General features: G+C 73.6%; 21 protein-coding genes and 1 riboswitch. Of the genes, 17 read left to right on the top strand and 4 right to left on the bottom strand.

Annotation, left to right across the window (positions count from 1 at the left end):
* Positions 1-4: 4 nt before the first annotated feature.
* From metK to ACFS27_RS17660, 3 genes are read left to right on the top strand one after another with little or no spacing between them, the layout of a single operon-like run.
* Complete coding sequence (gene metK, locus ACFS27_RS17670) at positions 5-1195, top strand: methionine adenosyltransferase (protein WP_377185424.1); 1191 nt, start codon at positions 5-7, stop codon at positions 1193-1195.
* Positions 1196-1248: 53 nt separating this feature from the next.
* The gene (locus tag ACFS27_RS17665) at positions 1249-3549 is read left to right on the top strand and encodes a primosomal protein N' (RefSeq protein WP_377185422.1); all 2301 of its coding nucleotides are present in this window, start codon (positions 1249-1251) and stop codon (positions 3547-3549) included.
* Positions 3546-4196: an HAD family hydrolase gene (locus tag ACFS27_RS17660; protein WP_377185420.1), complete on the top strand. Its 651-nt coding sequence runs from the start codon at positions 3546-3548 to the stop codon at positions 4194-4196. Before ACFS27_RS17665 ends, ACFS27_RS17660 begins: the two co-directional genes overlap by 4 nt.
* 44 nt (positions 4197-4240) lie before the next feature.
* Here ACFS27_RS17660 and ACFS27_RS17655 read toward each other — a convergent pair whose 3' ends face one another.
* Positions 4241-4957, bottom strand: coding sequence for a hypothetical protein (locus tag ACFS27_RS17655; RefSeq protein WP_377185418.1), 717 nt, complete (start codon positions 4955-4957; stop codon positions 4241-4243).
* Positions 4958-5137: 180 nt separating this feature from the next.
* On the opposite strand from ACFS27_RS17655, the gene fmt reads away from it, so the two are divergent.
* Positions 5138-6106, top strand: a complete 969-nt coding sequence (gene fmt, locus ACFS27_RS17650; RefSeq protein WP_377185416.1) for a methionyl-tRNA formyltransferase — start codon at positions 5138-5140, stop codon at positions 6104-6106.
* On the top strand, positions 6103-7668 hold the full coding sequence (locus ACFS27_RS17645; RefSeq protein ID WP_377185414.1) for an RsmB/NOP family class I SAM-dependent RNA methyltransferase: 1566 nt from the start codon (positions 6103-6105) through the stop codon (positions 7666-7668). Before fmt ends, ACFS27_RS17645 begins: the two co-directional genes overlap by 4 nt.
* 114 nt (positions 7669-7782) lie before the next feature.
* Here the strand turns inward: ACFS27_RS17645 and ACFS27_RS17640 are convergent, their stop codons facing one another.
* Both ACFS27_RS17640 and ACFS27_RS17635 read right to left on the bottom strand, forming a co-directional pair.
* Complete coding sequence (locus ACFS27_RS17640; RefSeq protein ID WP_377185412.1) at positions 7783-8898, bottom strand: hypothetical protein; 1116 nt, start codon at positions 8896-8898, stop codon at positions 7783-7785.
* Between the two features lie 207 nt (positions 8899-9105).
* Positions 9106-9534 (bottom strand): DUF1761 domain-containing protein, encoded by a 429-nt coding sequence (locus tag ACFS27_RS17635; protein WP_377185410.1) that lies wholly within the window; start codon positions 9532-9534, stop codon positions 9106-9108.
* Between the two features lie 65 nt (positions 9535-9599).
* Between ACFS27_RS17635 and rpe the strand changes: the two genes are divergently transcribed.
* The 12 genes from rpe (at position 9600) to ACFS27_RS17575 (ending at position 19711) form a co-directional block, all read left to right on the top strand.
* A complete protein-coding gene (gene rpe, locus ACFS27_RS17630; RefSeq protein WP_377185408.1) occupies positions 9600-10262 on the top strand; it encodes a ribulose-phosphate 3-epimerase in 663 nt (220 codons plus the stop codon).
* 146 nt (positions 10263-10408) lie between these two features.
* Positions 10409-11728 (top strand): sensor histidine kinase, encoded by a 1320-nt coding sequence (locus tag ACFS27_RS17625; RefSeq protein WP_377185406.1) that lies wholly within the window; start codon positions 10409-10411, stop codon positions 11726-11728.
* Positions 11725-12435, top strand: coding sequence for a response regulator (locus ACFS27_RS17620; RefSeq protein ID WP_377185404.1), 711 nt, complete (start codon positions 11725-11727; stop codon positions 12433-12435). Before ACFS27_RS17625 ends, ACFS27_RS17620 begins: the two co-directional genes overlap by 4 nt.
* Before the next feature lie 88 nt (positions 12436-12523).
* The gene (locus ACFS27_RS17615; protein ID WP_377185401.1) at positions 12524-13192 is read left to right on the top strand and encodes a DUF2306 domain-containing protein; all 669 of its coding nucleotides are present in this window, start codon (positions 12524-12526) and stop codon (positions 13190-13192) included.
* 69 nt (positions 13193-13261) lie between these two features.
* Positions 13262-13396: riboswitch (FMN riboswitch) on the top strand.
* Between the two features lie 119 nt (positions 13397-13515).
* The gene (gene ribD / locus ACFS27_RS17610) at positions 13516-14670 is read left to right on the top strand and encodes a bifunctional diaminohydroxyphosphoribosylaminopyrimidine deaminase/5-amino-6-(5-phosphoribosylamino)uracil reductase RibD (RefSeq protein WP_377185399.1); all 1155 of its coding nucleotides are present in this window, start codon (positions 13516-13518) and stop codon (positions 14668-14670) included.
* The gene (locus tag ACFS27_RS17605; RefSeq protein ID WP_377185397.1) at positions 14670-15311 is read left to right on the top strand and encodes a riboflavin synthase; all 642 of its coding nucleotides are present in this window, start codon (positions 14670-14672) and stop codon (positions 15309-15311) included. Before ribD ends, ACFS27_RS17605 begins: the two co-directional genes overlap by 1 nt.
* Complete coding sequence (gene ribB, locus ACFS27_RS17600; RefSeq protein WP_377185395.1) at positions 15308-16735, top strand: 3,4-dihydroxy-2-butanone-4-phosphate synthase; 1428 nt, start codon at positions 15308-15310, stop codon at positions 16733-16735. The genes ACFS27_RS17605 and ribB overlap by 4 nt, the downstream gene beginning before the upstream one ends.
* On the top strand, positions 16732-17211 hold the full coding sequence (gene ribH / locus ACFS27_RS17595; RefSeq protein WP_377185393.1) for a 6,7-dimethyl-8-ribityllumazine synthase: 480 nt from the start codon (positions 16732-16734) through the stop codon (positions 17209-17211). Before ribB ends, ribH begins: the two co-directional genes overlap by 4 nt.
* A 117-nt stretch (positions 17212-17328) precedes the next feature.
* Positions 17329-17955, top strand: coding sequence for a hypothetical protein (locus ACFS27_RS17590; RefSeq protein ID WP_377185391.1), 627 nt, complete (start codon positions 17329-17331; stop codon positions 17953-17955).
* A 66-nt stretch (positions 17956-18021) separates the two neighbouring features.
* Positions 18022-18285 carry a phosphoribosyl-ATP diphosphatase gene (locus ACFS27_RS17585; RefSeq protein ID WP_108494143.1) on the top strand — a complete coding sequence of 88 codons (264 nt, stop codon included), beginning with the start codon at positions 18022-18024 and terminating at the stop codon, positions 18283-18285.
* Positions 18286-18344: 59 nt separating this feature from the next.
* Positions 18345-19208 (top strand): ATP phosphoribosyltransferase, encoded by an 864-nt coding sequence (gene hisG, locus ACFS27_RS17580; RefSeq protein ID WP_377185389.1) that lies wholly within the window; start codon positions 18345-18347, stop codon positions 19206-19208.
* A gap of 5 nt (positions 19209-19213) precedes the next feature.
* Positions 19214-19711, top strand: coding sequence for a PH domain-containing protein (locus tag ACFS27_RS17575; RefSeq protein ID WP_377185387.1), 498 nt, complete (start codon positions 19214-19216; stop codon positions 19709-19711).
* 170 nt (positions 19712-19881) lie between these two features.
* Here the strand turns inward: ACFS27_RS17575 and ACFS27_RS17570 are convergent, their stop codons facing one another.
* Complete coding sequence (locus ACFS27_RS17570; RefSeq protein ID WP_377185385.1) at positions 19882-21984, bottom strand: DEAD/DEAH box helicase; 2103 nt, start codon at positions 21982-21984, stop codon at positions 19882-19884.
* Between the last annotated feature and the right edge of the window lie 38 nt (positions 21985-22022).

The following is a 22022-nucleotide window of genomic DNA, read 5'->3' as shown; positions in this document are numbered from 1 at the left end:
GCGCATGAGCGAGCTGCGTCTGTTCACGTCCGAGTCCGTGACCGAGGGTCATCCGGACAAGGTGTGCGATCAGATCAGTGATGCGATCCTCGACGCGCTCCTGGAGCAGGACCCGGCGTCGCGCGTGGCGGTCGAGACCATGGTCACCACCGGCCTGGTGCACGTCGCCGGTGAGGTCACCACCGAGGCCTACGTCGAGATCCCGCAGATCGTGCGCGACGTGGTGCGCGGCATCGGCTACACGTCGTCAGCCATCGGGTTCGACGGCGACTCGTGCGGTGTCTCGGTGTCGATCGGCCAGCAGTCGCCCGACATCGCACAGGGCGTCGACAAGGCCCTGGAGATGCGCGACGACACGGGCGACCTCGACCCCATGGACGCGCAGGGCGCCGGCGACCAGGGGCTCATGTTCGGCTACGCGTCGGACGAGACCCCCTCCCTGATGCCCGTCGCCGGCTGGCTGGCGCACCGCCTCTCCGAGCGGCTGGCCGCCGTGCGCAAGTCGGGCGAGCTGCTCGGTCTGCGCCCCGACGGCAAGACCCAGGTGACCGTCGGGTACGACGGCGACCGCCCCGTCGCGATCGACACGGTGGTGCTCTCCACGCAGCACGACGCCGACGTCCAGCAGGAGAAGCTGCACGTCGAGGTGGCCGAGACCGTCATCGCCCCGGTGCTGGACGCGGCCGGCCTGGAGTGGGCCGGTGCCAAGCAGTTCGTGAACCCGACGGGCAAGTTCGTCATCGGCGGGCCGCAGGGTGACGCGGGGCTGACGGGCCGCAAGATCATCGTCGACACCTACGGCGGCATGGCGCGGCACGGGGGCGGTGCGTTCTCGGGCAAGGACCCGTCCAAGGTGGACCGCTCCGCCGCGTACGCCATGCGCTGGGTGGCCAAGAACGTGGTCGCGGCAGGGCTGGCGCGGCGCTGCGAGGCGCAGGTCGCCTACGCGATCGGCAAGGCGCACCCCGTGGGCCTCTACGTCGAGACCTTCGGCACCGAGACCGTCCCCGTCGAGATGATCACCTCGGCGATCCGTGAGGTGTTCGACCTGCGCCCTGCCGCCATAGTGCGAGACCTCGACCTGCTACGGCCGATCTACCGCGCGACGGCGACCTACGGGCACTTCGGGCGCGACCTGCCCAACTTCACGTGGGAGCGCACGGACCGCGTCGAGGACCTGCTGAGCCTCTTCTGACGGCTGCTCGGCACGCGCCTCGGGATGTCGGTGGCGCGTGGTGGGATAGGGACGTGAACGGGGACGTGGGGCAGGCGGTGTCGCCAGACGAGGCTGTGCAGCACGAGGCGGTGCAGCACGATGAGCTGCCTGACGGCGCGCTGCTCGGGCTGGACGAGGTGGGCGCGGCGCCAGCCCGTGGACGCGGCCGTGGCACGAACCCGCTCGACAAGGCGGAGACCAACGGCATCCCGATCAGCGAGACGCTTCCGGTGGCCCGGGTCGTGCTCGACCTGCAGCCGGCGCACCTCGACCAGCCGTACGACTATCTGGTCCCGGCCACGATGGCGCAGGAGGCCCAGCCTGGGGTCCGCATCAAGGCTCGGTTCGGGCGGCAGGATGTCGCCGGCTACGTCGTGGCGCGCCAGGAGACCTCTGACCATGACGGCCGCCTCGTGCCGCTGCGCAAGGTGGTGTCCGGCGAGCAGGTACTGACGCCGCAGGTGCTGGAGCTGTGCAGGGCGGTGGCGGACCGGTACGCGGGCACGCTCGCCGACGTTCTGCGCCTGGCCCTGCCGCCCCGCCACGCGCGGGTGGAGAAGGAGCCGGCGCCCGAGCAGCCCGCGGCGGAGGTCGCCACCACGCCGCCGCTGTCCTCCGCCTGGGTCCCGTACCGCGGGGGAGAGGCGTACCTGCGCCGTATCCAGGCGGGCGAGGCGCCGCGGGCCGTCTGGTCGGCGCTGTCGGGCGTGGGCACAGACCTGGGCACAGGCGTAGGCACGGACGCGAGCACGGACGCGAGCACCGACACTGGCACGCCGCACTGGGCGGCCGCCGTCGCGCAGGCAGTGCGGGCGTGCACCGCCGGCGGGCGCGGGGTACTGATGGTCGTGCCGGACGCCCGGGACGTCGCGCGGGTGACCGCCGCGCTGGCGGGCGCGGGGCTCGGTGAGGACGACGTCGTGCGGCTTCTCGCGGACGACGGGCCCGCTCCCCGCTACCGGGCGTTCCTGCGCGCCCTGCGCGGGACCGCGCGGGTGGTGGTGGGCACGCGGGCCGCGATGTTCGCCCCGGTCGCCGATCTCGGGCTGGTGGTCCTGTGGGGCGACGGCGAGGAGACCCTCGCCGAGCCGCACGCCCCCTACCCGCACGCCCGTGAGGTGCTGGCGCTCCGTGCCGAGCGGGAGGGCGCGGCGTTCCTGCTGGGCTCGCCGGGGCGCACCGTGCAGGCGCAGGCCCTGCTGGCCTCGGGCTGGGCCCGCGAGCTGGCGGCTACCCGGGACGTGGTGCGGGGTCGTGCGCCGCGGGTGCGGGCCCTGACCTCCGTCGAGCTGGCGCGGGACGGCGCCGCCGCGGCGGCTCGCCTGCCGTCGGCCGCCTGGAAGGCCGCACGGGACGCCCTGGAGCACGGCCCGGTGCTCGTGCAGGTGCCGCGGTCGGGCTACCTGCCGGTCGTGGCGTGCTCGCGGTGCCGGGTGGCGGCCCGCTGCGGGCACTGCCACGGCCCGCTGGGCCTGCCGCACGCCGACGGCGTCCCGCAGTGCACCTGGTGCGGGCGGCTCGCGGGCGGCTGGCACTGCGAGGAGTGCGGCTGGACGGGCCTGCGGTCGGTCCGCGTCGGCTCGGCGCGCACCGCCGAGGAGCTCGGGCGCGCGTTCACGGGCGTCCCGGTGCGGCTGTCGTCGGCGTCGGCCCCTGGTGGGGTGCTCGACACCGTCCCGGCCACGCCGGCGCTCGTCGTGGCGACCCCCGGTGCCGAGCCGGTCGCCGAGACCGGGTACGCCACGGCGCTCCTGCTGGACGCGGCCGTGATGACGGGCGGAACGGGCCTCGCCGCCGGCACGGAGGCGCTGCACCGCTGGCTGGCGGCCGCGTCGCTGGTGCGGCCGGGGCCGCAGGGGCAGGTGCTGCTCGTCGGCGACGGCGCCCCGGGCCCGACCCAGGCACTGGTGCGCTGGGACCCGGCGGGCTTCGCCGCGCGTGAGCTGGACGAGCGGGCCGAGCTGCACCTGCCCCCTGCGGTGCGGGTCGCTGCCGTGACCGGGGAGCGGACGGCGGTCGACGCCGTCGTCGCGCGGGTCGGGCTGCGCGAGGACCCAGGGACCGGTTCGGGTGTGCTGGGTCCGGTCGAGGTCGACCCCGACGCCACGGGGAGAGGACCGGCAGGCCGGGGCACCGGAGCACCGTCGGGTGGCAGGGGCAGCGGCAGGTCCGCCGTGCAGGCCCTCGACCTGCCCGTACGGACCGTGCTGCGGGTGCCGCTTGCCCAGGGCGACGAGCTGGCCCGTAGGCTCAAGGCGAGCCTTGCCGTCCGCTCGGCACGTCGCGAGGGCGGCACGGTCCGTGTCCAGCTCGACCCCAAGGAGATGCTTTGACGACCAGTCCAGTGACCCCGTCGGTACCGCACGACGGCCCGGCGATCGATACCGTCGTGTACGACTTCGGCAACGTGCTGATCGGCTGGGACCCCTTCGGACCGTACGAGGGCCGGCCGCGGGCCGAGATCGAGGCGTTCTTCGAGGCGGTGGACTTCGCGTCGATCAACCACGCCGCCGACGCCGGAACGCCCTACGCGGTGCTGCTCGAGCGCGTGGAGCGGACCCGGCCCGACCTGGTCGACGACCTGCGCCGGTACGTGGAGCACTACGAGCTGTCGCTCACGGGGCCGATCGACGGGTCGGCCGAGCTGGTCGCCGAGCTCAAGGGGCTCGGGCTGCGGCTGTACGGGCTGACGAACTGGCAGGCCGAGACGTTCCACAGCGCAGAGCCCGCCGCGCCGGCGATCGGGCTGATGGAGGACGTCATCGTGTCCGGCCGTGAGGGTATGGCCAAGCCGGACCGCCGCATCTTCGAGCTGGTCGTCGAGCGCTTCGGGGTCGACCCCGCCCGCGCGGTGTTCATCGACGACAAGGACGTCAACGTGGACGCGGCGCGCGGCGTCGGCTTCCACGGCGTGGTGTTCACGACCACGGAGGCCCTCCGCAAGGACCTGCGCGCCCTGGGGCTCCCCGTCGCCGAGTAGGTCGCCGAGCAGGTCGCCGAGCAGCCGGCGCCGCCGGGCCGCCATCAGCCCGTGGAGAGATCCACGGTGCGTTCCTCCGCGGCCGCCGCCCGGAGATCGTCGAGCGTGCCTGTGTCGGCCTCGGGGTGGTGGTCGGCGGCGTTGTTCGCCGCTATCGCGTCCGCGACGGGCCAGGTGATCGCGCCGTCGTCGTGGACGTCGCCAAGGAAGCCGCTGTTGAACACGATGACCCACTCCGGCGGCGGCCAGGGCTCCGGACCCACGTGGTCCAGGAACAGGACCAGATCGTCCAGCCCGAGGAGCTCCTCGGCCACGCGGTCGACGTCCGCGCAACCGTGGACGCTGACGTGCACCGTGACGGTGCCGCCCTCGAGCACGGTGAGGTCGCCCAGTGCGTCGACCACCTCGTCGACGGCGAACGTCAGGTCGACCGTCGTGAGGGTCGGGTGGTCCGGCTCGCCGGGCTCCCAGCCGGTGAACCGGCCGACGGCAGCCAGCTCGGAGGCATGCGCGTCCCCTGCCCCGCCGCCGGTGTACGTGACCGACGGCAGAGCGGCGGTCACCGTCTCCGGGTACCAGGCGTAGTCGGCGGTCGGCGCGGACAGGGCGAGCACCTCGGCGAAGCCGGCATCGCCCGCACGGGCCCCCGCGCCGGTGCCGCAGCCACCTGCGCTCACCGGATCACCAGCGCTCCCCGGATCGTCGGCGCACCCGGCCAGCAGGCCACCGGCGAGCAGCACGAGCACCTGTGGGACGAGCACACGTGGACCTGGCACGGTCCGCCGCACGGTTCGACGCATCATGGTCCTCCGACCGGGTAGCCGCTGGTAGGGCACGAGTAGCCGCTGGTAGCGCTGCTACAGCGTCTCTGTGCCGAGGGCCACGGCCCTTGCAACCCCTGCGAGAACCCGCGTGCGGTGTGCCGAACCTAGACTGACCTGGTGCGTCTTCTCTTCGCAGGAACCCCCGAACCCGCCGTCGCCTCGCTGGAGGCACTGATCGGCTCGCGCCACGAGGTCGTGGCCGTCCTGACCCGCGCCGACGCGCCGTCGGGCCGCGGCCGCAAGCTGACCCCGAGCCCCGTGCGCGCACGCGCAGAGGAGGCCGGGATCCCCGTCATTACGGACGTCCCGCGCGGCGACGAGTTCATCGCACGCCTGGGCGAGCTGGAGATCGACGCCGCCCCCGTTGTCGCCTACGGGCACATCCTGCGGCCCGCCGTGCTCGCGGTGCCCCGCCTCGGCTGGATCAACCTGCACTTCTCCGTGCTGCCCGCCTGGCGCGGAGCCGCTCCCGTGCAGCGCGCCGTGATCGCCGGCGACGAGGTCACCGGCGCCACCACGTTCCTGCTCGACGAGGGCATGGACACCGGCCCCGTGCTCGGCACGGCCACCGAGACCATCCGTCCCACCGACACGTCCGGCGACCTCCTCGGCCGCCTCGCCGTCTCCGGCGCCGAGCTACTCGTCGCGACCCTCGACGCCCTGGAGGACGGCACCCTCCAGCCCCAGCCCCAGCCGGCCGACGGCGTCTCCGTCGCCCCCAAGCTCACCACCGACGACGCCCGCGTCACCTGGACGGCACCGGCGCTCGCCGTCGACCGCCTCGTGCGGGGCTGCACGCCGGCTCCCGGCGCGTGGACGGTGCTGCCGGACGGCTCCAGGCTGGGGCTCGGTCCCGTCGCGGTGCGGCAGGAGGTCACCGACCTGCGGCCCGGCGAGGTGCGCGCGCTGAAGCACGAGGTGCTGGTCGGGACGGCGACCCACGCCGTCGCGCTCGGCGAGGTGCGACCCGTCGGGAAGAAGGCGATGCCCGCACCCGACTGGGCCCGTGGCGCAGGGCGCCCGCTCGTCGAGGCCGGCCTCGTGCTGGGCGGCTCCACGACGGACGCGACGGAGGTGTCGGCATGAGCGCGTACGAGGGCGACGGCGGCGCGCAGGACGGCGGGCCCAGCGGCGGCAGCCGGAGCTTCGACGACGACCGCCGCAACTCTTCCGGGCGCCAGCGCTCCGCGGCGCGGTCCAGGGGCGGCGACCGGTCGCGCACCTCGCAGGCGCCGTCGGAGCGGCGCAAGCGCACCGACCCGGCCCGGATGGCGGCCTTCGACGTGCTGCGCGAGGTCGACGAGTCGGACGCGTACGCGAACCTCGTGCTGCCCCCGCTGCTGCGCGAGCGGCACATCCGCGGGCGCGACGCCGGGTTCGCGACCGAGCTGACCTACGGCACGCTGCGCCTGCGCGGCCGGTACGACGCCATCCTGTCGACCTGCGTGGACCGTCCGCTCCCCGGCCTGGACCCGGCGCTGCTCGACGTGCTGCGGCTCGGCGCGCACCAGGTGCTCGGCATGCGGGTCCCCGTGCACGCCGCTGTCTCCGAGACGGTCGGCCTTGCCCGCAACCGCGTGGGCGCCGGACCCGCACAGATGGTGAACGCGGTGCTGCGCAGGGTCTCGGAGCGCCCGCTCGACGAGTGGATGTCGATCCTCGAGAAGGACGCGCCGGACGCGCTGACCGGTCTGGCGGCCACCGAGTCGCACCCGCTGTGGATCGCCCGAGCCATGCGCGAGGCGCTGGCAGGCAACGGGCGCGACGCCGACGAGATCGGCGAGCTGCTGGCCGCGGACAACGTCTCGCCGCGCGTCACCCTGGTGGCCCGGCCCGGCCTGGTCGACGTGTCCGACCAGGACGCCTGGGGTGACGTCGACCTCGTCGCCGGCCGCTGGGCGCCCACCGCGCTGCGTCTCGAGGCCTCCGACCCCTCGGGGATCCCCGCGATCCGGAACGGCCTCGCAGGCGTGCAGGACGAGGGCTCCCAGCTCGTGACCCTCGCGCTGGCCGGCGCGCCTCTGGAGGGCCGTGACGAGCGCTGGCTGGACCTGTGCGCCGGTCCTGGCGGCAAGGCGGCCCTGCTGGCGGCGCTGGCAGGCCAGCGCGGCGCGACGCTGGTTGCCAACGAGGTGGCGCCGCACCGCGCCCGGCTGGTGGAGAAGGCCCTCGCCGCGCTGCCCGACGGCGTGGTCGAGGAGGTCCGGACCGGGGACGGGCGCGAGGTCGGCGCCGACGAGCCGGGCACCTACGACCGGGTGCTCGTCGACGCGCCGTGCACCGGGCTCGGCGCGCTCCGCCGTCGGCCCGAGAGCCGGTGGCGGCGGACGCCGTCGGACCTCGCCGCGCTCACCGCGCTGCAGCGCGAGCTGCTCGCCTCTGCGCTGGACGCCGTGCGGCCCGGGGGAGTCGTGGCCTACGTGACGTGCTCCCCGCACCTGGCGGAGACGCAGCTCGTGGTCTCCGACGTGCTGAAGAAGCGCGACGACGTCGAGCGGCTCGACACACCCGCCGCCGTGCGGTCGGCCGTGCGTGCCGGCGGCGCCGCGGACGAGATCCCGCTGTCGGACCGCGACGACGTGCAGCTCTGGCCGCACGTCCACGGGACGGACGCGATGCACCTGACGCTGCTGCGGCGCACGACCTGAGCGACGCGCACTCACCGTGCCCGTCAGTCGCCCGTGGTGGGCCAAGGCGCTTGGGATGGGTTGCTGCGAGTGGACAACGTCCGCTCTGAGCAACGCACCCTACGGGGGTGTCTGCTACCTCGAGCCTGGAGCGAGGATTCCGCCCGCTGTCTGACTGACGCTCCTGGAGCGTTGGACCAGGGCGACGAGAGCCAGCGGGACGGCCACCACCGCTGCGGACGCACACACGATGAACAAGCTTCTGAGGACCCATTCCTCGGACTGCCAACCGCTGTCTCCTGCCGCTTGGGCGTTGTGGGGTGCGGCAGGTTCGTAGACGACCAGGATGGAGTCGCCCTCGTAGTAGACGTGGTCCTGGGCTGCCAAGGTGGTCCGTGTCTCGGTGCCGTCCGCGGGCGTGAACCGCACATCGAGCCAGCTTCCGCCGTCCCAGTCACTCTTCTCGACGATTGCTCGTGCATGGGTTCCGGAGGTGCGGAGGGCTTCGGCATCGCCGGTGGTCTCCGCGGCGAGCAGGCCGAAGGCAACCGTGCCCACTACGGGGGCGACCATGAGCAGGAAGACGATCTGTCCCGTCTCGAGGCCGGCGAGGACGCGGCGTCGGCGTCCGAGGGGAGGTCGGTGTCTGAGGATGCGGTCGCTGTGCGGCGCACCATCCCCGCGTACGCGTGCCCAGGCGCGGCGAACGAGCTCGCCGGCCGGTAGAAGCGCAACGAGCAGGAACGCGCCGCCCAGGACGTCGAAGAGGGCGATGACGATGACCCCTCCGTCGACCGCTGGGGCATCAACGGTGACCGCCAGTCCTGGGTTGCGGGGATCGAAGACCACCTCAACACGGTCGCCGACATCGGGCCTGCCCAGCCAACGGTCGAGTGTCGTCTCGAAGTACGGCGGATCGACAGGCCTGACAGTCACCGTGTCCGAGCCTCGCGCATGCTCGCGGTAGTCCACCACCCATGCCTCGACCCGCACACCGCGGTCCTCCAGGATCATCCCGTCCCGGATGTAGTTGAACGTGAGTATGCCGGGGAGCATCGGGAGCGCGAGGAGGAAGCAGGCCATCGACACGAGAGCACGGGAGCTCGAACTCCTGAGAGCGGTCCGTGTCCTCGTCGACTGCGCGGCCGCGCGAGCACGCGTCCTGTCCCAGAAGGAGGTCCGCGGCGGCCCTTCCCGAGCAACGATCTGACGTTCCCTCGCCTGGCGCGCTTCCCTCTGGCGCCGCGTCACTCCGGCAACCTGTGGTCGATCCTCGCGGTGCCTGCGGCCGGATTCTCAATCACGCTGGGAGACTAGCGCTCCGCGGGACAGCCGCCCCGTGATCTACCAGGACGTCGGCGGGTGAAGTCTCGCGCTGCGAGGCCGTGTGGCAGCAGGTGCGGCCGCGGGACATCAGACCTCGCTGAACGTCCGTCGGTAACGGGCCGGCCCGCAGCGTCAGACGCCCGCCGGCGGCCACACCCCGATGATCACGGCGATGACCAGGATCGTGACCAGCTCGTGCCCCAGGTTGAGGATGGTGAGCGCGGCCGGGCGGCCCTCGAAGGCGTCGTGCATGGCGATGCGCGCGACGGTGAACCCGATCCAGAGCAGGACGCCTGTGACGATCGCGGCCATGAGGAAGGTGCCCTCGTAGAACTCCCACGAGATGTACGTGGCGCCGGCGAGCACCCAGGCGGTCACGAAGCCGCCCACGATCGCCACGACGAACGGCCAGACGGTCGGCTGGTTCGGAGACTTCGGGCCGACCCTCGTCAGCTCCGTCCAGCGGCCGCCGAACACCTTGGGCGTGTACCAGACGACGCCCACGACCACCGTCGACAGCGTGGCGACGATGACTGCCCAGTAGTTCACTTCGGGGATCATCTTGCTCCCGGTCTGTGGGGACTGCTCGTTCGGACCCGCGGTGAATTGCGCTCTACGCTGGCATCATGGCAGCCCTCATCGCCCCGAGCATCCTGTCCGCCGACTTCGCGAACCTCGAGCGCGACCTCGGCCGGATCGCCGACGCCGACTACGCGCACGTCGACGTCATGGACAACCACTTCGTGCCGAACCTGACGCTGGGGCTGCCGATCTTCGAGCGGCTCGCGAAGGTCTCGCCGATCCCGCTCGATGCGCACCTCATGATCGAGAACCCCGACCGCTGGGCACCGGCCTTCGCCGAGGCAGGGGCCGCTTCGGTCACCTTTCACGCCGAGGCGGCGCAGGCGCCGGTGCGCCTGGCGCGGGAGCTGCGCAAGCTCGGCGCACGCGCGGGCGTCGCCCTGCGGCCGGCGACGCCGGTGGAGCCGTACCTGGACCTGCTCGCAGAGATCGACATGATCCTGGTGATGACGGTCGAGCCGGGATTCGGCGGGCAGTCGTTCATCGAGGGAACCCTGCCGAAGATCCGCCGCGCACGGGAGGCCGTCAGTGAGTCCGGCCTGGACGTGTGGATCCAGGTCGACGGGGGAGTGTCCCGCGACACCATCGAGCGGGCGGCCGACGCCGGCGCGAACGTCTTCGTGGCGGGATCGGCGGTGTACGGGGCTGAGGACATCCCGGCCGAGATCGCGACCCTGCGCGAGCTGGCGGCCGAGCACACCCACTAGGGCACGCCGAGTCCCTGGGACATCGCCCTCAAGCGGTCACCTGGCATAAATAGTGTGCCAAGCACACTCCTTCAAACCTCGTACCTTCGCCCGATACGGTCACCAGAACCGCCCCATAGGCTGGGCCCGTGCCCCCAGGTCGCCCCGTGACAACGCGCAGGACCCCGCTCGCCCGGGCGCGCCGAGCCTGGTCCGCGGTCTGGGACGAGCCGCCACCCGCTGATCCGCCGGTGCGCGTCTGGCGGGACTGGGCGCTGGTGGGAGCCCTGGTCCCGGCCGTGGTGATCGAGGGGATGGTGCGCCCCGACCTGCCGGGGCGCTGGCTCCAGGTGGCTGCCGCGCTGGTCCTGGTCCCCACGCTGCTCTGGCGCCGGACGCACCCCCTGCTGCCCGTGGTCGCCACGACGGCGGTCACGACCGTGGTGATGCTCGTCATGGGGCGTACCGGTGACCTGGTCACGGCGGTGTTCGGCGTCGTCCTGATCTACGCGCTGTTCCGGTGGGGGAGCGGGCGGAACATCGTCGTCGGCGCCGGCCTCCTGGCCGTTGCCCTCGGCCTGCCCTGGGCGCTGGGCCACGACACGGGTGGCGACGCGCTGGGTGGGGCGTCGGTCGTCGCTGCGCTCGGCGCCACCGGGCTGGCGGTCCGCTTCCGGGCGGCTGCCCGGCACCGTGCGCTCGCGCAGGCCCGGTCGCAGGAGCGGGAGCGCATCGCGCGGGACATGCACGACGTCGTGGGCCACCACGTCTCGGGCATCGCGGTGCGAGCGCAGGCCGGCCTCGCCCAGGCCGCTGCCCGGCGAGGTCGTTCCGACGGCGGAGCCGGCGGTGTGCGCCCTGCTGGCGGCGACGGTGGCGACGGTGGCGACGGTGCCGACGGCAGCGACCCGCTCGAAGCGGCGCTGCGCGTCATCGAGACCGAGGCGAAGGACACGCTCGTGGAGATGCGTGCCCTGGTCCGCACCCTGCGCGAGGACGAGCCTGGCGCGGACGGCCTCGTCATCCCCGGTGCCGTCATGCCCGGTCCCGTCGAGCACGGCGCTGTCGAGCGCGGTCCCGGCGGGCATGGTCCTGTCGGGCACGGCCCGCAGGCCGCCGACGTCGTCCGGCTGGCCGCCGGGCCGCCGTCACCCGTGATCGTCACGGTCCGGGGCGAGGTCGGCGGCGTCCGGGCCGACGTCGGCGCGGCGGCCTATCGCATCGCGCAGGAGTCGGTCACCAACGCGCGCCGCCATGCCCCTGGCCGGACGCGGGTCGAGGTCGCGCTCACGGTCGAGGCCGAGGTGCTCCGGCTGCGCGTCTCCGACGACGGCGTGCCGCCGAGCCCGCCGTTCGCGCCCGGGAACGGGATCGCAGGGATGCAGGTGCGCGCCCGGGAGCTGGGCGGTGACGTCACCGCGGGCCCGGAGCCGGCGGGCGGCTGGGCCGTTGCGGCAGTCCTCCCGCTGACGGGCGGGCACGCGTGACCGGCCCGACACCAGGACCAGGTCCGGAGCACCCTGCGGGCCGCGCCCTGACCGTGCTGGTCGCCGACGACCAGGAGATCGTCCGCACGGGCCTCAGCATGATCCTCGCCGTCCAGGACGGCATCGAGGTCATCGGTGAGGCGGCCGACGGCGCAGCCGCCGTCGAGCTCGCCAGACAGCTCCGGCCCGACGTCTGCCTGTTCGACATCCGGATGCCCGTGCTCGACGGGATCGAGGCGACCAGGATGCTGGCAGGCCCCGGAGTCGCCGACCCGCTCGCCGTCGTCGTCATCACGACGTTCGACCTGGACGAGTACGTCTACGCGGCCCTCCGTGCGGGCGCGCGAGGCTTCCTGCTCAAGGACGCGGGCCCGGCCCTCCTGGCCCAGGCCGTGCGAGCCGCCGCCGTCGGCGACGCGCTCATCGCGCCGAGCATCACGACTCGCCTGCTGAGAGCCTTCGCCGACGCCGGGCTCGCCGCGCCGCCCGCGCAACTCCTCGACCCGCTGACCGCACGCGAGGAGGAGGTGCTGCGCGCGGTGGCACGCGGCCGGACCAACACCGAGATCGCGCACGAGCTGTTCGTCACCCTGAGCACCGTCAAGTCGCACGTCGCGAACGTCATGACGAAGGTCGGCGCGCGCAACCGCGTCGAGGTGGCCCTCTGGGCGTACGACACCGGGCGGGTGCGGACCGGACGGCCCTGACGTCCCACCGGGCAGCTCGTACTTTCGGCCGGGCCGGACCGGCCGGACGACCGATGACGCGGCCCTGCCCGGCCGCGACGCTCGGTACATGACAACGACCAAGGCAACAACGTCCGAGGCGAAGAAGACCCGGGCCGGGAGCAACGAGTGGCTCGTGCTCGCGGGACTGCTCCTGCTGACGATCGTCCCCTCGATCGGCGGTGCCGTCCGCGTGAGCGAGCTCGCTTCCGACCCCGCTGTCACGGCGGCGAACGCCCGGTTCGTGACCCAGCCCCTGCCGGTCCTGATCCACATCGTCTGCGTGACGGTGTACGGGATGCTCGGCGCCCTCCAGTTCGCGCCCAGCCTGCGGCGGCGCAGCTGGCACCGCCTGGCCGGGCGGGTCCTGGTCCCTGCGGGCCTCGGCGTCGCGCTGACCGGGCTCTGGATGACTGCGTTCTACGACCTGCCGGCCAAGGACACGGTGGTCGTCAACGGGGTGCGCTACGTGGTCGGCACGGTGATGGTCGTGGCGATCGTCCTGGCTGTGCGGGCGGTGCTGCGGCGTGACTTCATGACCCACTCGGCGTGGATGACACGTGCCTATGCGCTGGCCATGGGGGCCGGTACCCAGGCGGTCCTGCTGGGGCCGTACACGCTCGTCGTCGGTACCCCGGGCCCGGTGCCCGTCACGATCCTCATGACCGCCGCATGGGTCATCAATGCGGTCGTCGCCGAGCTGGTGATCCGGCGGCGCCGGGTGCGCCGCAGCGTGTGACAGGTCTGTGACGCACGCCATGCCGCTGGCCCCGCGAGATATGGCATGCTGGCAAGCAGCAGTACGCACACACGTGCTCCGGGGTCGGTGTAATTCCGAGCCGGCGGTAACAGTCCGCGACCCGCGTCCTCCGCAAGGGGGACCGGTTGATCTGGTGGAACTCCAGGACCGACGGTGAAAGTCCGGATGGGAGGAAGCACGTGCGGCGTCGCCGTCCCCTGGGGCGTGCGTCGCCGTGACGTCGTGCGCGCGGGCCGAGGCCGAGAGGCCCCGTCCGCGTACCCGTCGTCCACCCCGGAGCGCCGAAGCTCGGGGAGGACAGCATGATCAACGCACCGCAGGGCAGGGCCGTGCAGCACACGGCCGGACCCGCCGTCTCGACCGCGGTCGAGAGCGCCATGCGCCGCGCCCTCGCGCTGGCCGCGCAGGGCCCGTCCCACGGCCCGAACCCGCGCGTCGGCTGCGTGCTCCTCGACCCGGGCGGCCGCCCGGTCGCCGAGGGTTTTCACCGTGGCGCGGGCACCCCGCACGCGGAGGCGGCGGCGCTGGCCGCTGCCCGCTCGCACGGCATCGACCCGCGGGGCACGACGGCGGTGGTGACACTCGAGCCGTGCGCCCACCACGGCCGCACCGGCCCGTGCGCCGATGCCCTGATCGACGCGGGCGTCGCGACCGTGCACGTGGCGGTCAGCGACCCGAACCCGGTCGCGGCGGGCGGTGCGGCCACGCTGCGAGCCGCGGGTATCGAGGTGACCACGGGCACCCTCGCCGACGAGGGCGAGGAGCTGCTGCGGCACTGGCTGCACGCGGTTCGTACCGGCCGGCCCTACGTGACCCTGAAGCTCGCGACCAGCCTCGACGGCAGGGTGGCCGCAGCGGACGGGACGAGCCGCTGGATCACGGGCCCGCAGGCACGTGCCCACGCCCACACGATCCGTGCTCAGGTCGACGCGATAGCGGTCGGCACGGGGACCGCGCTGACCGACGACCCGTCGCTGACCGCCCGGACGATCGACGGCGGGCTCTTCGAGCACCAGCCGCTCCGGGTGGTGCTCGGCCGCACCGCGGTGCCCGACGACGCCCGCCTGCGCGGGCCTGGCGGCGCCCTGCTGCACCTGCCCGAGCACGATCTCGCCGTCGTGCTCGGGCGGCTCGCGGAGCGCGAGGTGCGCCACCTCCTCGTCGAGGGCGGCCCGACCCTCGCGACCGCGCTGCTCGCGACCGACGCCGTCGACGAGGTGCACGCGTACGTCGCGCCGGTGCTGCTCGGCTCGGGGCCGACCGTCGTAGGGGACCTCGGCATCACCACCATCGGCGCGGCGGCGCGCTTCGCCACGCACGACGTGACCCGGCTCGGGGACGACGTGCTCATGGTCGCGCGCCGTACACAGCCCGTCACGAACTCGCTCACGAACCCACAGCCTGCTTACCCACGCCAGAACGGTCGGCCCAGCCGGCCCACCACGGAGGAGATCTGATGTTCACCGGAATCATCGAGGAGCTCGGCTCCGTCGTCGCACTCACCCGGCCCGACGGCGACGACGGCTCCGACGCCGTCCTGACGGTGGCGGGCCCGCTCGCCGCGTCGGACGCCCGCCCTGGCGACTCGATCGCCGTCGACGGGGTGTGTCTCACCGTCACGTCGGTGACCGACGGCGCGTTCGTGGCCGAGGTGATGCCGGAGAGCCTGCGCCGCAGCTCGCTCGGCGGCCTCGTCCCGGGCGCGGCGGTCAACCTGGAGCGTGCGATGCCCGCCAACGGCAGGCTGGGCGGGCACGTGGTCCAGGGGCACGTCGACGGCGTCGCGACGCTCGTGCGGCGCACGCCCGGCCCGCGGTGGGACGACCTCGCGTTCGGTGCGCCCGCCGCACTGACCCGGTATATCGCCGAGAAGGGCTCCGTGGCCCTTGCGGGCGTCTCGCTCACCGTGACGTGGGTGTCGGACGAGGGGTTCGGCGTGTCGCTCATCCCGACCACGCTCGACGCGACGACGCTCGGCCGGCTCGTCCCTGGCGACCTGGTCAACGTCGAGGTGGACGTGCTCGCGAAGTACGTCGAGCGGCTGATGGCGGCCGGTGTGCAGGTCCCAGCGGCGCCGGCGACCGAGGTCGCACGATGAGCGCCGGGCTCGTGGAGCAGGCCCTCGCCGAGCTCGCCGCGGGCCGACCGGTCCTCGTGGCCGACGACGCGGGCAGGGAGAACGAGGTGGACGTCGTGCTCGCCGCGAGCACTGCGACCGCGGAGTGGGTGGGCTGGACGGTGCGGCACTCGTCGGGGTACCTGTGCGCGCCGATGCCTGCCCACCGGGCCGACGCGCTGGAGCTGCCCCTGATGGTGGAGCGCAGCGAGGACCCCCGTGCCACCGCCTACACGGTGTCGGTCGACGCAGCGGTGGGCGTGACGACGGGCATCTCGGGTGCGGACCGGGCGCGCACGCTGCGGGTGCTGGGCGACCCGGCGTCGGGCGCGCGGGACCTGATCCGGCCGGGACACGTGCTGCCGCTGCGCGCGAGGCCGGGCGGCGTGCTGGAGCGGGCGGGCCACACGGAGGCCGCCGTGGACCTGGTGCGGCTCGCCGGCGGTGCGGGCAAGGACCTGGGCGAGGTGGGCGCGATCGCCGAGCTCGTCCGGGACGACGGCGACGTGCTGCGCCTGTCCGAGGCGCGCGTCCTGGCCGCCGAGGCCGGGCTCGTGGTCCTGACGGTCGCTGATCTGGTGGCGTGGCGGCGTGCGCACGACCCCGTTCAGGTGCCGATCGACCCGCTGCCCGGCGTCCCTGCGCCCGACGACGTCCCGGCCGCCCGGGTGCTCCGGGTCGGGGAGGCGTCGCTGCCGACGCGGCACGGCGACTTCCGGGTGGTGGCGTACCGGGACCTGCACTCGGGTGCCGAGCACCTGGCGCTGACCCCGGTGGCGCCGTCCGGGCCATGGCGCGACGGACCGGACCGCGGGACCCTGGTGCGCGTGCACTCGGAGTGCCTGACCGGGGACGCGCTGGGCTCCCTGCGGTGCGACTGCGGCCCGCAGCTGGAGGCCTCCCTCGCGGCGGTGGCCGCAGAGGGCGGCGCCGTGGTGTACCTGCGGGGTCACGAGGGCCGGGGGATCGGCCTGGCGGCGAAGATCCAGGCGTATGCGCTGCAGGACGGCGGCCGGGACACGGTCGAGGCGAACGTGGACCTCGGGCTGCCGGTGGACGCGCGTGAGTACGGAGCGGCGTCGGCCATGCTGGCGGACCTCGGGCTGGACGGCGTGACGCTCCTGACGAACAACCCCGAGAAGGTGTCGGGCCTGCGGGCGGCGGGCACGGACGTCGCCGGGCGGCGCGCGCTCGTGGTGGGGCGTGGGGTGCACAACCACCGCTACCTGGAGACGAAGCGCGCCGTCCTGGGACACCGCATCGAGAAGCTGGACCTCACCGAGGTAGGGAGGACCGCGCCCGCCGGGGGCGGTCCAGGCTTCCCCGACCGGAACGGCGGCAGGAACGCCGAGATGAAGCTGGCGATGAGCCCAGTCGTGAACGAGGACGAAGGAGCATGCGCATGAGCGGCGCTGGAGCACCGAAGGTGACTGTCGACGGGAGCGGCCTGCGGGTCGTCGTGGTGGCGGCGAGCTGGCACGAGCAGGTGATGGACGGCCTGCTGGCCGGGGCCCGCAGGGCGCTGGCGGAGTCCGGCGCCGACTGGACGGAGGTCCGGGTGCCCGGCTCGTTCGAGCTGCCGGTGGCGGCGGCGCGGGCGGCCGCCGGGGGAGCGGACGCCGTCGTCGCGCTGGGCGTGGTGATCCGCGGCGGGACGCCGCACTTCGAGTACGTGTGCTCCGCCGCGACGACGGGCCTGACCGACGTGAGCGTGCGTACGGGCGTCCCGGTCGGATTCGGCGTGCTGACGTGCGACGACGAGGCGCAGGCGCTGGACAGGGCCGGGCTGGAGGGTTCCCGCGAGGACAAGGGTGCCGAGGCTGCCGAGGCGGCGGTCGCCACGGCGGTGACGTTCAGGGACCTGGTGCCCGCGCCACGGTGACCTGCATGTCGGAGTGACTCACATTAATAGTGTGCCAAGCGTTCCAGACGCACCCATGGTTCACGACATGACCCACCCATGCCTGCAAGAACGGGGGGCTCGGCACACTTACCGGGTATGAGAACCTCACGCGCTCGAGGGCGGGCGGTGTGCTCGGCCGGCAGGTCGGGTCTGACCACGACGGTCCTGGCGTTCGCCGTCGCGGTGGCCGCTTCAGGCGGACTCGCAGGCTGCGCGACGGCGGAGCCCGCGGGTGGGGGCGGCCCGGGTACCGCGGCCCCGATGGGCGAGCCAGGGGTGGCGTGCGTCGACTGGGTCTCCTTCGAGACGCCCCGGGAGGCGGCCGCCGACGCCGGCGCCGTGCTCCTGGGGACGGTGGTGGAGCAGGCGGGTACGGTCCGGCTCTTCGGTGTCGACGCGAACCGCTGGGTGCTCGACGTCGAGCGCGTGCTCGAACGGCCCGAGCCCCTGCGGGACGGCGCGGAGCCGCCGCCCGAGCTGGAGGTCGCGGCGGGGGACCGGGTCCACGTCGTCTCCACACCGGAGACGTGCACGGAGGGTGACGCGTATCCCGACGGCGACCCGCTCGACCCCGCCACGGGTCTCGGGGGAGAGGGCGGCGCCGTCATCGTCCTCCTGTCCGGTGCCCAGGAGGTCCAGGACCCGTCACTGCTCACCCCGTACCAGGGCGTCGTGACGCCCACCGCCCAGGGCGCGCTGCCGCTGGAGTGGCCTGCGCCATAGGCCTGACGTGGTCAGAACGTGGGACGGCGGCGGGTAGAGCCCCCCGTGCCCGACTAGGCTGGGCCCGTGAAGACCTTCGAGACCTTGTTCGCCGAGCTGACCGAGAAGGCCGAGACCCGTCCGGCGGGCTCAGGCACCGTGGCCCAGCTGGATGCCGGCGTCCATGCGATCGGCAAGAAGGTGGTGGAGGAGGCTGCAGAGGTCTGGATGGCAGCCGAGTACCAGTCGGACAGCGAGACCGCGGAGGAGATCTCCCAGCTCCTGTACCACCTGCAGGTCCTGATGGTCGCCAAGGGACTGACCCTCGAGGACGTGTACACGCATCTGTAGCGAGGTCCCCTGACCTCGCGCTCACAGATCCGACGTACACCCCAGAGAGGAACCAACACATGCTGCGCATCGCCGTCCCCAACAAGGGAGCCCTGTCGGGCCCCGCATCCGAGATGCTGCGCGAGGCGGGCTACCGTCAGCGCCGCGACACCCGCGAGCTCGTGCTCGCCGACCCGGAGAACGACGTCGAGTTCTTCTTCCTGCGCCCGCGCGACGTCGCGGTCTACGTGGGCACCGGAACGGTCGACGTCGGGATCACCGGCAGGGACCTGATGCTCGACTCGGGCGCGGACGCCGTCGAGCACCTCGGGCTCGGGTTCGCCCGGTCCACGTTCCGGTACGCGGCGCCCGCCGGACCCGGCGAGACCGCGCCGGTGACCCAGGTCAGCGACATCGCCGGGCGTCGGGTGGCGTCGTCGTACACCACGCTCGTCGCCCAGCACCTCGCGAAGCAGGGCGTCGAGCCCGCCGCGATCGTGCACCTGGACGGCGCCGTGGAGTCGAGCGTGCGGCTCGGCGTCGCGGACGTCATCGCCGACGTCGTGGAGACCGGCACCACGCTGCGGGCCGCCGGCCTCGAGGTCTTCGGCGACCCGATCCTGCGCTCCGAGGCCGTGCTGATCCGGCAGGCGGACGTCGAGCAGCCGGCCGGCCTGAACATCCTGACGCGGCGGCTGGAGGGCGTGATCACCGCCCGGGAGTACGTGCTCATGGACTACGTGGTCCCCGCGGCGCGGCTCGAGCGGGCCGTGGCGATCACTCCGGGCAAGGAGTCCCCGACCGTCTCGGCGCAGCACCACAGCGACGCCTGCGCGGTGCGCGTCATGGTGCCGCGCAGCGAGACCAACCAGATCATGGACGCCCTGTACGACGTCGGGGCGCGCGCCATCATCGTGACCTCGATCCACGCCTCCCGGCTGTAGACCTCATGGGCGCGGAGACCGGCAGCAGCGCTCCCGGCCCTGGCGGGGGCGGGAACCGCTTCCGTGCCTTCCGCGGCCGCTTCGGCACCCCGACGGCATACGGGCTGGCGCTGCTCGTCGCCGGGGGATGCACGTTCGTCGCGCTGGCCGCCGACACCGCGGACGCCGCGAACCGGGCGGGGATCATCGTGTTCGGGCTGCTCGGCGCCGTCATCGCCTGGCGGTTCGGTGCCGTGCGTGCCGTCCCTGACCCGACCGGTCTGACCGTGGTGAACTACGCGACGCGCCGTCGGCTCGACTGGGCCGAGATCGTGACCGTGCGGTTCGGTCCGAACGACCCGTGGGTGCATCTCGACCTGGCCGACGGCGACGTCCTCGCCGTCATGGGCATCCAGCGTGCCGACGGGGAGCACGGCATGGCGGAGGCCCGCCGCCTGGTGGCGCTGATCGCCGAGCTGGGCGAGGCCGCCGAGCCGGACCGGGACGAGCCCGACCAGAGGTAGCCCTAGGCACGAGGTGGGACCTAGGTGGGTCCGAGGTGGACCCAGAGGCGGCCCCCACCTCTGGGCGCGGCCCACCCGGACAACAAGAACGGCGGTCGAGCTTGCCGAGACCTGGTCTCGGCAAGCTCGACCGCCGTCGTCATGCGACTGCTCGTCGAGCGTCAGCCGGCTCAGCGGCTGCTGCGGGCCTCCCAGTGGGCGGTGGTGCTGCGGCCGCGGGGGCCGCGCTCACCGTCCGGACGGCGGTGGTCGCCACCGCTCCGGGGTGCACGGTCCCGGTCGCCGCCGGTGCGTGCGGCCGGGCCCCGGTCGAGCGTGATGCGCAGCGGCTTGCCGGCCACGCGGGCACGGGCCAGACGGTCCAGCGCGTCGTTGTCGAGCGGCGCGATGATGTCCACGAGGGAGAAGCTGCCGAAGATGTCGATCTTGCCGACGTCGGCTCCGGTGATGCCACCCTCGCCCGTCAGCGCACCGACGATCCCGCCCGGCTGCACGCCGTGCGTGTGGCCGACGGCGATGCGGTAGCGCGTGCCGCGGGCCGGACGGCGGATGCCGCGCTCGCCCTCGGAACGGGCGCGCGGGGACCGGTCACCCGACCGGTCGTTGCGGTCGCCGTCGCGGGTGTTGCGCCGGGCCGCTGCCGACTTGGCCTCGGTCCGCTCACGCTCGTACTCCTCCTGCTCCGCACGGGCACGGGGACCGTCGTCGCCGACCGCGAGCGCCGCCATGGCTGCTGCGATCTCGACGGGGTCGACGCCGGTCTCTTCGGCGTAGGTGCGGATCATCTCGGTGTACATGTCGAGGCGGCCGGCTTCGCGGCGTGCTGCGACCTTGCCGAGGGCGCGCTTGACCTGGTGGGCGGAGACGTCCCTGGGGGAGGGGATCTCGACCTCTTCGAGCGTGGCCCGGATGGTGCGCTCGATGCTGCGGAGCTTGCCGCGCTCGTGGGGGGTGACGAAGGTGAGTGCTTCGCCGGTGCGTCCGGCGCGGCCGGTGCGGCCGATGCGGTGGACGTAGGCCTCGGGCTCGCCGGGGACGTCGAAGTTGACGACGAGGCCGATGCGGTCGACGTCGAGGCCGCGGGCTGCGACGTCGGTGGCGACGAGGACGTCGAGGGCGCCGGAGCGGAGTCGCTCGACGATTCGCTCGCGTTCCTTCTGTGCGACGTCGCCGGAGATGGTGGCGGCGGAGATGCCCTTCTCGATGAGGGCGGAGCCGACGTCTTCTGCGGCGCCGCGGGTGCGGGTGAAGACGATGGCGGCGTCGGCGTCGGAGGTGGCGAGGACGCGTGCGAGGGAGCCGACCTTGTGGCGGAAGGGTACGACGGCGTAGGTCTGGCGCACCGAGGTGACGGTGGAGGCCTGCCGGGTGACGGCGATCTGCACGGGGTCGGTCATGTGGTGGTCGGCGACCTTGCGGATGGCCGGCGGCATGGTGGCGGAGAAGAGGGCGACCTGGCGCTTGGCGGGTGCCTGGCCGAAGATCTCCTCGACGTCCTCGGCGAAGCCCATGCGGAGCATCTCGTCGGCCTCGTCGAGGACGAGGAAGCGGATGTCGTCGAGCTTGAGGGCGCCGCGGTCGAGGTGGTCCTTGATGCGGCCGGGGGTGCCGACCACGACGTGGACGCCGTCGCGCAGGGCGCGCTGCTGGGGCATGTAGGGGGCGCCGCCGTAGACGGGGAGGACGCGGACGTCGTCGAGCTTGGACGCGAACGACTCGATGGCGTCGGCTACCTGCATGGCGAGCTCGCGGGTGGGGGCGAGCACGAGGGCCTGGACCTTGCGGAGCTTGGGGTCGACGGCGGCGAGCAGCGGGAGGCCGAACGCGGCGGTCTTGCCGGTGCCGGTCTGGGCGACGCCGGTGATGTCGCGGCCGGCGAGCAGCTCGGGGATGGCGCGGGCCTGGATGGCGGACGGCGTCACGAAGCCGAGCTCGTTGACCGCGGCCATGAGGGGCGCGGGGAGGTTGAGGCTCGCGAAGGTCGGGCCGGTGGGCTCGGGGGCGGGGGCCGGTTCCGGGGTGCTGGCCTCGGGCGCGGTGGCCGGGGCGGTGTCGGCCTGGTCGGCGTCGGCCTGGGGCGCGTCGGTCTCGGCGTTCGGGGCGTCCTGTGCCGGGGTGGTCTCAGCCGGGGTGGCCTCCGGGGCGGTGGCCTCGGTGGTCGTGGGCTCGGAGGTGGTGGCGGCCTCGGGGGCCGTCTGGTCGCCGGTGTCGGCGATGGCCTGCTCGATGTCCTGCTCAGCAGGCGCGATCAGGTCATGGGTGTCGATAGACATGCAGTGCTGCACCGTTCGTCGTCGGGTGACGGAGTCAG

Origin of the sequence: Promicromonospora vindobonensis (genome assembly GCF_042685865.1) — a bacterium.
In the GTDB taxonomy this organism is placed as follows: domain Bacteria; phylum Actinomycetota; class Actinomycetes; order Actinomycetales; family Cellulomonadaceae; genus Promicromonospora; species Promicromonospora vindobonensis.
This window is presented reverse-complemented; position numbering and strand designations above follow the sequence as displayed.

Excerpts from the sequence above, each read along its gene's own strand:
- ACFS27_RS17590 (WP_377185391.1), top strand. The coding sequence starts at position 17,329 with ATGAGAACCTCACGCGCTCGAGGGCGGGCGGTGTGCTCGGCCGGCAGG.
- ACFS27_RS17645 (WP_377185414.1), top strand. The coding sequence starts at position 6,103 with ATGAGCGCGTACGAGGGCGACGGCGGCGCGCAGGACGGCGGGCCCAGC.
- ACFS27_RS17635 (WP_377185410.1), bottom strand. The coding sequence starts at position 9,534 with ATGATCCCCGAAGTGAACTACTGGGCAGTCATCGTCGCCACGCTGTCG.
- rpe (WP_377185408.1), top strand. The coding sequence starts at position 9,600 with ATGGCAGCCCTCATCGCCCCGAGCATCCTGTCCGCCGACTTCGCGAAC.
- ACFS27_RS17615 (WP_377185401.1), top strand. The coding sequence starts at position 12,524 with ATGACAACGACCAAGGCAACAACGTCCGAGGCGAAGAAGACCCGGGCC.
- hisG (WP_377185389.1), top strand. The coding sequence starts at position 18,345 with ATGCTGCGCATCGCCGTCCCCAACAAGGGAGCCCTGTCGGGCCCCGCA.
- ribH (WP_377185393.1), top strand. The coding sequence starts at position 16,732 with ATGAGCGGCGCTGGAGCACCGAAGGTGACTGTCGACGGGAGCGGCCTG.
- ACFS27_RS17570 (WP_377185385.1), bottom strand. The coding sequence starts at position 21,984 with ATGTCTATCGACACCCATGACCTGATCGCGCCTGCTGAGCAGGACATC.
- ribB (WP_377185395.1), top strand. The coding sequence starts at position 15,308 with ATGAGCGCCGGGCTCGTGGAGCAGGCCCTCGCCGAGCTCGCCGCGGGC.
- ACFS27_RS17575 (WP_377185387.1), top strand. The coding sequence starts at position 19,214 with ATGGGCGCGGAGACCGGCAGCAGCGCTCCCGGCCCTGGCGGGGGCGGG.
- metK (WP_377185424.1), top strand. The coding sequence starts at position 5 with ATGAGCGAGCTGCGTCTGTTCACGTCCGAGTCCGTGACCGAGGGTCAT.
- ACFS27_RS17605 (WP_377185397.1), top strand. The coding sequence starts at position 14,670 with ATGTTCACCGGAATCATCGAGGAGCTCGGCTCCGTCGTCGCACTCACC.
- ribD (WP_377185399.1), top strand. The coding sequence starts at position 13,516 with ATGATCAACGCACCGCAGGGCAGGGCCGTGCAGCACACGGCCGGACCC.